Annotated in this window: 14 protein-coding genes and 1 riboswitch; of the genes, 8 read left to right on the top strand and 6 right to left on the bottom strand. The window is 72.6% G+C overall.

Translation table 11 applies throughout. From position 1 onward, the window contains the following. Positions 1 to 121: 121 nt before the first annotated feature. The 3 genes from ACWEN3_RS27270 to ACWEN3_RS27280 all read right to left on the bottom strand — a co-directional run bounded on the left by ACWEN3_RS27270 (position 122) and on the right by ACWEN3_RS27280 (position 2269). Positions 122 to 487, bottom strand: a complete 366-nt coding sequence (locus ACWEN3_RS27270) for an Rv2175c family DNA-binding protein (protein WP_030742629.1) — start codon at positions 485 to 487, stop codon at positions 122 to 124. A 169-nt stretch (positions 488 to 656) separates the two neighbouring features. Further along, on the bottom strand, positions 657 to 1886 hold the full coding sequence (locus ACWEN3_RS27275; RefSeq protein ID WP_452976010.1) for an NAD(P)/FAD-dependent oxidoreductase: 1230 nt from the start codon (positions 1884 to 1886) through the stop codon (positions 657 to 659). A 32-nt stretch (positions 1887 to 1918) separates the two neighbouring features. Then, on the bottom strand, positions 1919 to 2269 hold the full coding sequence (locus ACWEN3_RS27280) for a hypothetical protein (protein WP_452976012.1): 351 nt from the start codon (positions 2267 to 2269) through the stop codon (positions 1919 to 1921). Between the two features lie 53 nt (positions 2270 to 2322). After that, positions 2323 to 2434, top strand: a riboswitch (TPP riboswitch). Here ACWEN3_RS27280 and thiO point away from each other — a divergent pair. The 5 genes from thiO to ACWEN3_RS27305 all read left to right on the top strand — a co-directional run bounded on the left by thiO (position 2432) and on the right by ACWEN3_RS27305 (position 7542). Next, positions 2432 to 3592, top strand: a complete 1161-nt coding sequence (thiO, locus tag ACWEN3_RS27285) for a glycine oxidase ThiO (protein ID WP_452976014.1) — start codon at positions 2432 to 2434, stop codon at positions 3590 to 3592. Its footprint overlaps the riboswitch before it by 3 nt. After that, positions 3589 to 3801 carry a sulfur carrier protein ThiS gene (thiS, locus tag ACWEN3_RS27290; RefSeq protein ID WP_452976016.1) on the top strand — a complete coding sequence of 71 codons (213 nt, stop codon included), beginning with the start codon at positions 3589 to 3591 and terminating at the stop codon, positions 3799 to 3801. The genes thiO and thiS overlap by 4 nt, the downstream gene beginning before the upstream one ends. 3 nt (positions 3802 to 3804) lie before the next feature. Then, entirely contained in the window at positions 3805 to 4599 is a 795-nt protein-coding gene (locus tag ACWEN3_RS27295; protein WP_452976018.1) for a thiazole synthase, read from the top strand. 90 nt (positions 4600 to 4689) lie between these two features. Then, positions 4690 to 6606: a Stk1 family PASTA domain-containing Ser/Thr kinase gene (pknB, locus tag ACWEN3_RS27300; RefSeq protein ID WP_452976020.1), complete on the top strand. Its 1917-nt coding sequence runs from the start codon at positions 4690 to 4692 to the stop codon at positions 6604 to 6606. A 57-nt stretch (positions 6607 to 6663) separates the two neighbouring features. Continuing rightward, complete coding sequence (locus ACWEN3_RS27305) at positions 6664 to 7542, top strand: deoxyribonuclease IV (RefSeq protein ID WP_452976022.1); 879 nt, start codon at positions 6664 to 6666, stop codon at positions 7540 to 7542. A gap of 42 nt (positions 7543 to 7584) precedes the next feature. On the opposite strand, the gene ACWEN3_RS27310 is transcribed toward ACWEN3_RS27305, so the two are convergent. Continuing rightward, a complete protein-coding gene (locus ACWEN3_RS27310) occupies positions 7585 to 8217 on the bottom strand; it encodes a sulfite oxidase-like oxidoreductase (protein ID WP_452976024.1) in 633 nt (210 codons plus the stop codon). Between the two features lie 177 nt (positions 8218 to 8394). Between ACWEN3_RS27310 and bfr the strand changes: the two genes are divergently transcribed. Continuing rightward, the gene (gene bfr, locus ACWEN3_RS27315; RefSeq protein WP_452976026.1) at positions 8395 to 8874 is read left to right on the top strand and encodes a bacterioferritin; all 480 of its coding nucleotides are present in this window, start codon (positions 8395 to 8397) and stop codon (positions 8872 to 8874) included. Here the strand turns inward: bfr and ACWEN3_RS27320 are convergent. Together ACWEN3_RS27320 and ACWEN3_RS27325 are read right to left on the bottom strand one after the other, a co-directional pair. Further along, entirely contained in the window at positions 8871 to 9122 is a 252-nt protein-coding gene (locus tag ACWEN3_RS27320; RefSeq protein WP_452976028.1) for a (2Fe-2S)-binding protein, read from the bottom strand. The genes bfr and ACWEN3_RS27320 overlap by 4 nt on opposite strands. A 127-nt stretch (positions 9123 to 9249) precedes the next feature. Then, complete coding sequence (locus ACWEN3_RS27325; RefSeq protein ID WP_452976030.1) at positions 9250 to 10602, bottom strand: class II 3-deoxy-7-phosphoheptulonate synthase; 1353 nt, start codon at positions 10600 to 10602, stop codon at positions 9250 to 9252. Positions 10603 to 10707: 105 nt separating this feature from the next. Between ACWEN3_RS27325 and ACWEN3_RS27330 the strand changes: the two genes are divergently transcribed. Together ACWEN3_RS27330 and ACWEN3_RS27335 are read left to right on the top strand one after the other, a co-directional pair. Next, positions 10708 to 10764, top strand: a complete 57-nt coding sequence (locus ACWEN3_RS27330) for a trp operon leader peptide (RefSeq protein WP_452976034.1) — start codon at positions 10708 to 10710, stop codon at positions 10762 to 10764. A 100-nt stretch (positions 10765 to 10864) separates the two neighbouring features. Next, positions 10865 to 12727: an anthranilate synthase family protein gene (locus tag ACWEN3_RS27335; protein WP_452976032.1), complete on the top strand. Its 1863-nt coding sequence runs from the start codon at positions 10865 to 10867 to the stop codon at positions 12725 to 12727. Positions 12728 to 12848: the final 121 nt, after the last annotated feature.

A 12848-nucleotide genomic window follows, 5' to 3' on the forward strand; every position in this document is an offset into this window, starting at 1 on the left:
CGTCGAACACGCGGCTGAGCCCGCTGTGCGCGCACTCGTGCTCGCTCGGCCCGCGCCGCACCGCGTCGAACAGGGTTGCCGTACTCACCTTGCCGCACGCCACCCCCTGATGCGGGTCGGCTCAGACGGCGAGCGCCTGGGCGCGGCGCTTCACCTCCGTGCCGCGATTCTCGCTCAGGGCCTGCGCGGGGGTGCCGGGCAGGGTCGGGTCGGGGGTGAAGAGCCACTCGATCATCTCTTCGTCCGTGAAGCCGTCGTCCCGCAGGAGCGTCAGGGTGCCGGACAGGCCCTTGACGACCTTGTCCCCGTCGATGAAGGCGGCGGGGACGTGCAGCGCCCGGTTCTCACCTCGGCGTACGGCGATGAGCTGGCCCTCCTTGACCAGCTGCCGCACACGCGTCACCTCGACGCCGAGCTGTTCGGCGATGTCGGGGAGGGTGAGCCAGGCGGGGACGAGAGCATCGATCTTTGCGTCAATCTCGGTCACGGATACCAGCGTATGTGCTCCGCCGCTCCGGCCGCGATGTGTCGTCGGCCGTCTGCGGCTGGTTGCGCCGCGAGGTGCCGTCGTTCGGGTGTGCCGCCGTCGTGGCCGGGCGCGCCCGCGCGGCCGGGCCGTATGCCGGCCCGGTCCCGCGTCCCGCCGGTGCCGCCGGTCAGTCGGCCGTGGCGTCCTTGAGCGGCCTGGCCGGGTCCGTCAGGGCCTCGGGGTCCATGCGGCGGCCCGCCTCGATCAGCCGGCGGCCCTGTGCCAGGTCACGCGGGCGGCCGACGGCCAGCAGGGCCACCAGCCGGTCCTCGCGCAGCCAGCACACCGTCCAGGCGGGGCCCGCCGGGTCGCCGCGCCACACCAGCCGGTCGGCCGCGGCGTGGTGCCCGGCGTACTGCACGAAGCGGCCGAACTGCTCGGACCAGAAGTACGGCACCGGGTCGTAGACGGCCGCGGTCTCGCCGAGGATGTTCGCGGCGACCGTGCGCGGGCCCTGCAGGGCGTTGTCCCAGTGGTGGATGAGCAGCCGCTCGCCGTAGCGGGCCGAGGGGAAGGACGCACAGTCGCCGACGGCGTAGACGTCCGGCGCGGAGGCGCGCAGATGGGCGTCGGCGACGACCTCGCCCTGCGTGCCCAGCTCGATGCCGGAGCCGGCCAGCCAGGCGGTGGCGGGGCGGGCTCCGATGCCGACGACGACGGCGCCCGCGGGCAGCCGCGTGCCGTCGGCGAGGACGACCACGCCCGGCTCGACGCGCTCCACGCGCGCGTCGGTGCGCAGTTCGGCGCCGCTGTCGGCGTACCAGCCGGCCATGGGCGCGGCGACCTCGGCGGGCAGGGCCCCGGCCAGTGGCCGGTCGGCGGCCTCCACGACGGTCACCGCGCAGCCCGACTCCCGGGCGGCCGTGGCGAACTCGGCGCCGATCCAGCCGGCGCCGACGACCACGATGTCGTGCTGCCGGGCGAGCACGGGCCGCAGCCGCTCGGCGTCGTCCAGGGTGCGCAGCAGGTGGACCCCGGGGACGCCCTCGGTGCCGGGCAGCGTGATCGGTTCGGCGCCGGCGGCGAGGACCAGGACGTCGTACGGCACCGGTCCCGCCTCGGTGTCCAGCTCGTGCTCGGCGGGGCGCACGGCCTGGGCCTCGCAGCCGAGCCTGAGGTCGACGCCGAGCGACTCGAAGTCGACGTCGAAGGCGGAGTCCTCGGCCTTGCCGAGCAGGACGGCCTTCGACAGCGGCGGCCGGTCGTACGGCTGGTGCGGCTCCGCGCCGATGACGGTCACGCCGCCCTTGAAGCCCTGTTCCCGCAGGGCGACCGCGGTCTGCACCCCGGCCATGCCCGCGCCGACGACGACCACGCGCCGCCCCTGCGGGCCCGTTTCCGCTGTCTGCTCGCTCACTCGATCACCATAGACACATGACGATCAGTCAGTCAGCGGGCGTGCTCGGTGACCTCTTCCACAACGCTCGTGCCGCCGCCCGGAGCGGACTCCCACCGCCAGGTCTCCTCCAGCCGCACCCGGCCGTCGGGCAGCGCGACGACGGTGGACACGCAGTGCCCGGACGCCGTGGTCCCGTCGGTCCTGAGCTGGACGTACCGGAAGTCCAGCCGGTCACCGTCGCGGGTGCCGACCAGATGGCCGCGCACGACGTCGCCACCCGCGTACTCCGCCCAGATCTCGCCGTCCTTCTCGTGGTACGCGAACCGGGTCCCGGTGCCCACCTGACCTGGGGCCTGGTCCGCGACGGGGGCGAGGAGCAGTCCGTCGAGCGATCGGGGCATGGCGAAGGGCTCCCTTACGGGTGGCGAGCGCGGCGGGCTAGGGTGGCCACCGTACAAGCACTCGCGGGAGCCCGGACGCACCGGGCTGAGAGGGAGGCTGGCGGCCTCCGACCGTACGAACCTGATCCGGGTCATGCCGGCGAAGGGAGGGGCTGGACGCCCATGTCGTCACGTACGTCCGACGTCCTCGTCATCGGGGGCGGAATCATCGGCCTGGTCACGGCCTGGCGCGCCGCGCAGCGCGGGCTCGCGACGGCCGTGGTGGACCCGGCGCCCGGGGGTGGGGCCGCCCAGGTCGCGGCGGGGATGCTGGCCGCGGTCACCGAACTGCACTACGGCGAGGAGACCCTGCTCGCCCTGAACCTGGAGTCGGCCCGCCGCTACCCCGGCTTCGCGGCCGAGCTGACCGAGCTGACCGGCCACGACCTCGGCTACCGCCGCTGCGGCACGCTCGCGGTCGCGCTCGACGCCGACGACCGCGCCCACCTGCGCGAACTGCACGCCCTGCAGCAGCGCTCGGGCCTTGCCTCGGAGTGGCTGTCCGGGCAGGAGTGCCGCCGCCTGGAGCCGATGCTCGCGCCCGGGGTGCGCGGCGGGCTGCGGGTCGACGGCGACCACCAGATCGACCCCCGGCGGCTGGCCGCGGCCCTGGTGGCCGCGTGCGAGCGGTCCGGGGTGGTGTTCCACCGGACCTGGGCGGAGCGGCTGGACGTCGTACGGGACCGGGCCGCCGGGGTCACCACGGCGGACGGCACCGCGCTGGGCGCCGGGCAGGTGGTGCTCGCGGCCGGCAGCCTGAGCGGGCGGCTCGCGGGGGTGCCGGACGCGCTGCTGCCGCCGGTGCGGCCGGTGAAGGGCCAGGTGCTGCGGCTGGCGGTGCCGCGGCACCTCGCGCCGTTCCTGAGCCGCACCGTGCGGGCCGTGGTGCGCGGCAGCCATGTCTATCTGGTGCCCCGGGAGAACGGCGAACTGGTCGTCGGCGCCACCAGCGAGGAGCTGGGCTGGGACACGACGGTCACCGCGGGCGGTGTCTACGAGCTGCTGCGCGACGCCCACGAACTGGTGCCGGGCATCACCGAGCTCCCGCTCACCGAGACCCGGGCCGGGCTGCGCCCCGGCTCCCCCGACAACGCGCCGCTGCTCGGTCCGTCCGGGCTCGACGGGCTGCTGCTGGCCACCGGGCACTACCGCAACGGGGTGCTGCTCACACCGGTCACCGGGGACGTTCTGGCGCACGCGCTCGTCACCGGCGAACTCCCCGGCGAAGCCCGCCCGTTCACACCCGAGCGCTTCGGCGCCGTCCTCACGGAGCAGCCCGCATGACCCTCTCCCTCACCATCTCCGTCAACGGGGAGCGCCGGGAGGTCTCCCCGGGCACCGCTCTCGACACCGTCGTACGGTCGCTGGTCGCGGCGCCCTCCGGGGTGGCGGCCGCCCTCAACGAGACCGTCGTCCCGCGCGCGCAGTGGGCGGCCACCGCGCTCGCGGAGGGCGACCGGGTCGAGGTCCTCACCGCCGTCCAGGGAGGCTGAGCCATGGCCGACGATCCCTTCGTCCTCGGCGGGCTGACCCTCGGGTCCCGGCTGATCATGGGCACGGGCGGAGCGCCCAGCCTGGACGTGCTGGAACGGGCGCTGACCGCCTCCGGCACGGAGCTGACGACGGTCGCGATGCGGCGGGTGGACCCGTCCGTGCACGGCTCGGTGCTCTCGGTGCTGGAGAGGCTCGGCATCCGGGTGCTGCCGAACACGGCGGGCTGCTTCACCGCCGGGGAGGCCGTGCTGACCGCCCGGCTGGCCCGGGAGGCGCTCGGCACGGACCTGGTCAAGCTGGAGGTCATCGCCGACGAGCGGACGCTGCTGCCCGATCCGGTGGAGCTGCTGGAGGCGGCGGAGACGCTGGTCGACGACGGGTTCACGGTGCTGCCGTACACCAATGACGATCCGGTGCTGGCGCGGAAGCTGGAGGACGTCGGGTGCGCGGCGGTGATGCCCTTGGGGTCGCCGATCGGGTCCGGGCTCGGCATCCGCAATCCGCACAACTTCCAGCTGATCGTCGAGCACGCGCGCGTGCCGGTGATCCTGGACGCCGGCGCCGGTACGGCGTCGGACGTCGCGCTGGCGATGGAGCTGGGGTGCGCCGGGGTGATGCTGGCGTCCGCGGTGACACGGGCGCAGGAGCCGGAGGTCATGGCGGCCGCCATGAGGCACGCCGTGGAGGGCGGCCGGCTGGCCCGGCTGGCCGGGCGGATCCCCCGGAGGTATCTCGCCCAGGCGTCGTCCCCGGTGGCGGGGACGGCCCGGCTGGATCCCGAGCGTCCGGCGTTCTAGTCGTGGGAAGCGTCACAGGTCGGCTGCAGTACACGGGCGAAAGCGGTCTCACCGGGAGGTTTACCGGCCGGTGCTCGTAGACTCCCCTGCGTGGATACGACCCTTCAGGACCCCCTCGTCGGGCAGGTGCTCGACGGCCGGTACCGCGTCGAGGCGCGGATCGCGGTCGGCGGGATGGCCACGGTCTACCGGGCCCTGGACACCCGCCTGGACCGCGTCCTCGCGCTGAAGGTGATGCACCCGACGCTCGCGGCCGACGGATCCTTCGTCGAGCGGTTCATCCGGGAGGCGAAGTCCGTCGCCCGGCTCGACCACCCCAACGTGGTGCAGGTCTTCGACCAGGGGACCGACGGGTCGTACGTGTACCTGGCGATGGAGTACATCGCCGGGTGCACCCTGCGGGACGTGCTGCGCGAGCGGGGCGCCGTGCAGCCCCGGGCCGCCCTGGACATCCTGGAGCCGGTGCTCGCCGCGCTCGGGTCCGCGCACCGGGCCGGGTTCGTGCACCGGGACATGAAGCCCGAGAACGTGCTGATAGGCGACGACGGGCGGGTCAAGGTCGCCGACTTCGGGCTGGTCCGGTCCGTGGACACGGTGACCAGTACGACGGGTGCCGTGCTCGGGACCGTGTCGTATCTGGCTCCCGAGCAGATCGAGCAGGGCACGGCCGACCCGCGCGTCGACGTGTACGCGTGCGGCGTCGTCCTCTACGAGATGCTGACCGGCGCCAAGCCGCACGCCGGGGAGTCGCCCGCGCAGGTGCTCTACCGGCACATCCACGAGGACGTGCCGCCGCCTTCGGCGCTGGTGCCGGGGCTGCCCGTCGAGCTGGACGGGCTGGTCGCCTCGGCCACCGCGCGCACCCCGGACGTCCGGCCGCAGGACGCGGTGGCGCTGCTCGCCCAGGTGCGCGAGGCGCGCCGGGCGCTGACCGAGGAACAGCTGGACGCGGTGCCGCCGCAGGCCCGCTCCGCGGAACACGACAACGCCGAGGACCGTACGAGCGTGATCCCGCGCTCGCTGACGGTGCCGAGGCCGCTGCCCGTCAACGAGGACGACGGCGCCGGGGACGGCGTCAGCCGCACGGCGCGGTTCCAGGCCGAGCCCGTGCCGCCCCGGCGTTCCCGGCGTCTGATAGCCACGGTCGTCGCCGCCGTACTGCTGGTGCTCGGCGTGGGCACCGGGGTCTGGTACATCAACTCCGGGCAGTTCACCAAGGTCCCGCCGCTGCTGGCGAAGACCGAGGCGCAGGCGCGGGACCGGCTGAAGGCGGCCGGCCTCGATGTCGGCCAGGTCAAGCGGTCGTACGACGACACGGTCCGGCGCGGCACGGTGATCAGCACCGATCCGGCGCCGGGGGCCCGGATCCGGGACCACGACTCGGTGACGCTGACCGTCTCGCTCGGCCCGGAGACGGTGAACGTGCCGGATGTGCAGGGCCGGCCGCTGGCCGAGGCGCGGACGCGGCTGAAGGCGGACGGTCTCGAGCCGGGCATGGTCACCCAGCAGTTCAGCGGGGACGTCCCCCGGGGGTCCGTGATCTCCACGGCCCCGCGCGCGGGCACCGAGCGGCACGCCGGCTCGGCGATCGCGCTGACCGTCAGCAAGGGCAGCCCCGTCGACGTGCCGGACGTCACCGGCGACGACCCGGACAGCGCCAAGCAGGAGCTGACCGACGCCGGGCTGAAGGTGAAAATCGCCGCCGACCAGGTCAACTCCGAGTACGACAAGGGCAAGGTCGCCCAGCAGAGCCCGGGTGACGGCAGTCAGGCCGCCGAGGGCGACACGGTGACGCTGACCCTGTCCAAGGGACCGGAGATGATCGAGGTCCCGAACGTGGTCGGCGACAGCGTCGACGACGCCCACAAGGCCCTGGAGGGCGCCGGGTTCAAGGTCGAGGAGGACCGCGGCCTGCTCGGACTGTTCGGCGACACGGTGAAGAAGCAGTCGGTGTCGGCCGGCGACAAGGCCCCGAAGGGATCGACGGTCACGATCACCATCCGGTGACCGGAGTCACCGGGGACCGCGGTCGGGGCCCGGGGGCGGGCATGACACCCTGAACGGGTGAGTCCCGATCAGTCCTCCCTCCCCCGCAACCCCGTCGGCGGTCACGTCCCGGTGGCCGGGGGACTGCACTCCGTGGGGCTGTCGTACGCCCGCGCGCTGGCTGCGGAGACCGTGCAGGTCTTCGTCGCGAATCCGCGGGGCTGGGCGACACCGGCGGGGAATCCGCGGCAGGACGAGGCGTTCCGGGAGGCGTGCGCGGAGGAGTCGGTCCCGGCGTATGTGCACGCGCCCTATCTGATCAACTTCGGTTCGCACACCGAGGCGACCGTGGAGCGTTCGGTGGAGTCGCTGCGGCACTCGCTGCGGCGCGGGCGGGAGATCGGCGCGCTGGGTGTGGTCGTGCACACCGGGAGCGCGACCGGCGGGCGGGCCCGGGAGGTGGCGCTGAAGCAGGTGCGCGAGCACATGCTACCGCTGCTGGACGAGCTGACCCATGACGACGACCCGTTCCTGCTGCTGGAGTCGACCGCGGGTCAGGGCGCCTCATTGTGCTCGCGGACGTGGGACTTCGGCCCGTACTTCGAGGCACTGGACGCCCATCCGAAGCTGGGCGTCTGCCTGGACACCTGCCACATCTTCGCCGCGGGGCACGACCTGACCGGGCCGAGCGGCATGCACCAGACCCTGGACCTGCTGGTGGAGACCGTCGGCGAGGGGCGGCTGAAGCTGATCCACGCCAACGACTCCAAGGACGTGGTGGGCGCGCACAAGGACCGGCACGAGAACATCGGCTCCGGCCACATCGGCGAGGACCCCTTCCGGGCCCTGATGACCCACCCGGCGACCGCGGGCGTGCCGCTGGTCATCGAGACCCCGGGCGGCAAGGAGGGGCACGCGGCGGACGTGGCGCGGCTGAAGCGGCTCAGGGACGGCTGAGCCCGGTCACCGGCGGCTCGACCGGTCGGCGCCCCGCGGCCGTCACAGCTCCGGACCCTCCCCCGGCTCCTCCTGGTAGGAGTAGCGCTGTTCCTTCCAGGGGTCGCCGATGTTGTGGTAGCCGCGCTCCTCCCAGAAGCCGCGGCGGTCGGCCGTCATGTACTCCACGCCCCGCACCCACTTGGGGCCCTTCCAGGCGTACAGGTGGGGCACGATCAGGCGCACCGGGAAGCCGTGCTCGGCGGTGAGGAGTTCGCCGTCCTTGTGGGTGGCGAAGATCGTGCGGTCGGAGAGGAAGTCCGCGAGGCGCAGGTTGGAGCTGAAGCCGTACTCCGCCCAGACCATCACATGGGTGACGTCCGGGGCCGGCGGGGCCAGGTCCACGATCGCGCGTGCGGGGATGCCGCCCCACTCCGCGCCGGTCATGCTGAACTTCGTCACGCAGTGCAGATCGGCCACCACGGTGGTGTACGGCAGGGCCGTGAACTCCTCGTGGTCCCAGGTGTGCTTGTCGCCGTCGGCGGTGGCGCCGAAGACCCGGAACTCCCAGCGTTCGGGCCGGAACTTCGGGACGGGTCCGTAGTGCGTGACCGGCCAGCCACGCTGGAGCCGCTGACCCGGCGGAAGCTCGGACCCTGTCGTCGCTCCAGACTCGCGCTCCACCGGATGACCCATGTATCCATCCTGACAGACCTGGGACAGTGCCCTTGACCACCCCTTAACGAATAGGGCATATGCCATCAACTCGACATGTATCTACTAAGTACGCACTTACTGGACGATCTTCTCCGCCGGTGCAATCATGCGGCCGCACCCCTCCCCCGAATTTCCCGTGCGGAAGGAGCCGCTGCGATGCAGGGCGACCCCGAGGTCATCGAGTTCCTCAACGAGCAGCTCACCGGCGAGCTGACCGCGATCAACCAGTACTTCCTGCACGCGAAGATGCAGGAGAACTTCGGCTGGTACAAGCTCGCCAAGTACACGCGGCACGAGTCGTTCGACGAGATGAAGCACGCCGAGGTGCTCACCGACCGGATCCTGTTCCTGGAGGGGCTGCCCAACTACCAGCGGCTGTTCCATGTGCGCGTGGGGCAGACCGTGAAGGAGATGTTCGAGGCCGACCGGCAGATCGAGGTCGAGGCGATCGACCGGCTCCGGCGGGGCATCAAGGTGATGCGCGAGAAGGGCGACATCACGTCGGCGAACATCTTCGAGGACATCCTCGCGGACGAGGAGCACCACATCGACTACCTCGACACCCAGCTGGAGCTGCTGGACAAGCTCGGCGAGGCGCTCTACCTGGCGCAGCTGATCGAGCAGCCGGAGAGCTAGGCGGCCTCGGGGAACCCGGGGGCCTCGGGGAGCTCGGCCATCGCCGGCCTGCCCTGGTCGGCCAGCTCGCGGCGCGGGCACGCGCCGCGGCCGAGGAGGGCCTGGATCCGGCGTACGCACGAGCCGCAGTCGGTGCCCGCCTTGCAGGCGGAGGCGATCTGGCGGGGGGTGCAGGCGCCGTCCTCCGCGTGCTGCTTGACCTGGGCCTCGGTGATGCCGAAGCAGCTGCAGACGTACACGCGGTTCACCTCCCGATGGGATCGCTGTCCTACTGCCATCCCGGTTTCCGGTGAGGCAAACCTAACCTTACCCACCCTGGGGGAACCGCAACAGTACAAGGGGCGCGGATCCAGTGTGATCCGCGCCCCAGGGGACTCACTGGTCCCGGTACATCTCCGCGACCAGGAAGGCCAGGTCCAGCGACTGGCTGCGGTTCAGCCGCGGGTCGCAGGCCGTCTCGTAGCGCTGGTGCAGGTCGTCGACGAAGATCTCGTCGCCGCCGCCCACGCACTCGGTGACGTCGTCGCCGGTCAGCTCCACATGGATGCCGCCCGGGTGGGTGCCGAGCGCCTTGTGCACCTCGAAGAAGCCCTTGACCTCGTCGAGCACGTCGTCGAAGCGGCGGGTCTTGTGCCCGGAGGCCGCCTCGAAGGTGTTGCCGTGCATCGGGTCGGTCACCCAGGCCACCGCCGCGCCGGACGCCGTGACCTTCTCGACCAGCTCGGGAAGCCGGTCGCGGATCTTGTCGGCGCCCATGCGGACGATGAAGGTGAGCCGGCCCGGCTCCCGCTCGGGGTCGAGGCGGTCGATGTACCGCAGCGCCTCCTCGGCCGTGGTGGTCGGGCCGAGCTTGATGCCGATCGGGTTGCGGATCTTCGAGGCGAACTCGATGTGCGCGTGGTCCAGCTGCCGGGTGCGCTCGCCGATCCACACCATGTGCCCGGAGACGTCGTACAGCTTGCCGGTGCGGGAGTCGACCCGGGTCAGGGCGGACTCGTAGTCCAGCAGCAGCGCCTCGTGCGAGGAGTAGAACTCGACGGTCTTGAACTCCTCCGGGTCGGTGCCGCAGGCCCGCATGAAGTTCAGCGCGCTGTCGATCTCGCGCGCGAGCTGCTCGTAGCGCTGGCCCGACGGCGAGGTCTTCACGAAGTCCTGGTTCCAGGCGTGCACCTGGCGCAGGTCGGCGTAACCGCCGGTGGTGAAGGCGCGCACCAGGTTCAGCGTGGAGGCCGAGGCGTGGTACATGCGCTTGAGCCGCTCCGGGTCAGGGATGCGGCTGCCCTCGGTGAAGTCGAATCCGTTGACGGAGTCGCCCCGGTACACGGGAAGCGTCACGCCGTCGCGGGTCTCGGTCGGCTTGGAGCGCGGCTTGGAGTACTGACCGGCGATCCGGCCGACCTTCACCACGGGCACGGAGGCCGCGTAGGTCAGGACGGCACCCATCTGCAGCAGCGTCTTGAGCTTGTTGCGGATGTGGTCGGCGGACACCGCGTCGAAGGCCTCGGCGCAGTCGCCGCCCTGGAGGAGGAACGCCTCTCCCTTGGCGACGGCCGCCATCCGGGCGCGCAGCTGGTCGCACTCGCCCGCGAAGACGAGCGGCGGATACGACTCGAGGTCCGCGATCACTGCGCGCAGAGCCTCGGCGTCGGGGTACTCGGGCTGCTGCGCCGCGGGCAGGTTTCGCCAGGTGTTGCCAGCACTCGGGCTGGTCTTAGCGTTCACGGTCACCCCGTAAACCTTACGGGGTCGTGTCCCATGTTCTATGCCTGGCCCGAAAGGTGAGACGAGGTGACTGCCCTGTGGACGGCGGACCGGTGCGATAGGGTTCCTCCCATGTTCGCGCCTACGAACCAGAACTGGTGGTGGACCGCTTCTTCGGCGGCCCACTGACTGCGCGTACGCAAGACTTCGCGAAGGCCGCCCGAGGGGCGGCCTTCGGTGTTTCCCGGGCCGTTCCTCTCCGTCAGACGAACGAGAAGGAGCCCGACCCGTGAACCTCGTGGACCTGCTGTCCGACCCCCGCCCCTTCGCCCTCCTGCGCCGGCGCACCCCCGGCCGCGCGGAGCATCCGGTGGAGGTGCTGCTCGGCCCGGTGACCGCGCGGGACCGGCTCGCCGACCTGCCCGGCGAGGGCCTCGCGCTCGTCCCGTTCCGGCAGATCCGCGAGCGCGGCTTCGGCGTCCGCGACGACGGCACCCCGCTGCTGGTGCTGACGCCCGAGGAGTCGTACGAGATCCCCCTGGACGAGGCCCTTCGCTCGCTGCCCCGCCAAGACGTGCGGGTCGGGGGCGGAGGCTTCGACGTCGGCGACGAGGAGTACGCGCAGATCGTCGGGCGGGTGCTGGCGGAGGAGATCGGCCGGGGCGAGGGCGCGAACTTCGTGATCCGGCGGACGTACGAGGGGCAGATCCCGGGGTTCGGCCGCGCGGACGCGCTCGCGCTGTTCCGGCGGCTGCTGGAGGGCGAGCGGGGCGCCTACTGGACCTTCGTCGTGCATACCGGGGAGCGCACGCTGGTCGGGGCCAGCCCCGAGGTGCACGTCCGGATGTCCGGCGGGACGGTCGTCATGAACCCGATCAGCGGGACGTACCGCTATCCCGCCGAGGGGCCGACGCCGGAGCACCTGCTGGACTTCCTCGCCGACGGCAAGGAGATCGAGGAGCTGTCGATGGTCGTCGACGAGGAGCTGAAGATGATGTGCACCGTCGGCGACATGGGCGGTGTCGTCGTCGGGCCGCGGCTGAAGGAGATGGCGCACCTCGCGCACACCGAGTACGAGCTGCGCGGGAAGTCCTCCCTGGACGTGCGGGAGGTGCTGCGGGAGACGATGTTCGCGGCCACGGTGACCGGGTCGCCGGTGCAGAACGCGTGCCGGGTGATCGAGCGCCACGAGGTGGGCGGCCGCGGGTACTACGCGGGTGCGCTGGCGCTGCTCGGCCGGGACTCCGGCGGCGCCCAGACGCTGGACTCCCCCATCCTGATCCGCACCGCCGACATCGACGCGGACGGCCGGCTGCGGGTCCCCGTCGGCGCGACGCTGGTGCGCGGCTCGGACCCGGCGGGCGAGGTCGCCGAGACCCATGCGAAGGCGGCGGGCGTGCTCGCGGCCCTCGGGGTACGGCCGGCCCGGCCGCGCGCGGAGCGGGAGCGGCCCCGGCTGGCCGACGACCCGCGGGTGCGGGCCGCGCTGGACGGGCGGCGGGCCTCGCTCGCCCCGTTCTGGCTGCGGATGCAGGAGCGGCTCGACGCGCTCGACGGCCACGCCCTCGTCGTGGACGGCGAGGACACCTTCACCGCGATGCTGGCGCACGTGCTGCGCTCGGGCGGTCTGGAGGTGACCGTGCGGCGGTACGACGAGCCGGGGCTGCGGGCGGCGGTGCTCGCGCACGAGGGGCCGGTGGTGCTCGGCCCCGGTCCCGGTGATCCCTCCGATCCGGCCGACCCGAAGATGCGGATCCTGCGGGAGCTGACCGCCACCCTGATCCGGGAGCACCGGCACGGGGTGCTGGGCGTCTGCCTGGGCCATGAGCTGATCGCGGCCGAGCTGGGCCTGGAGACCGTGCGCAAGGAGGTGCCCTACCAGGGGGCGCAGACGGCGATCGATCTGTTCGGGCGGCCGGAGACCGTCGGCTTCTACAACAGCTTCGTCGCCCGCTGCGACGAGGAGGCGGCCCGGGAGCTGGCCGCGCACGGGGTCGAGGTGAGCCGGGCGGCCAACGGCGAGGTGCACGCGCTGCGCGGCCCCGGGTTCGCGGGTGTCCAGTTCCACCCGGAGTCGGTACTGACGCTGAACGGGGCGACGGTCGTACGACAACTGATCGCCGGACTCCGCGAGTCGAGCGGCGCGAGGTGAACGGGGCGAGGTGAACGGGGCGGGATGACCGGACGAGCCCGGCGACCGCTGCGGGCCCGGGCCCGGGGGGCGGGTCCGGCGGGCGGGCCGGCGGCCCGCGGGGGGCCGCCGGCCCGACCGC

This window comes from Streptomyces sp. NPDC004561, assembly GCF_053602155.1.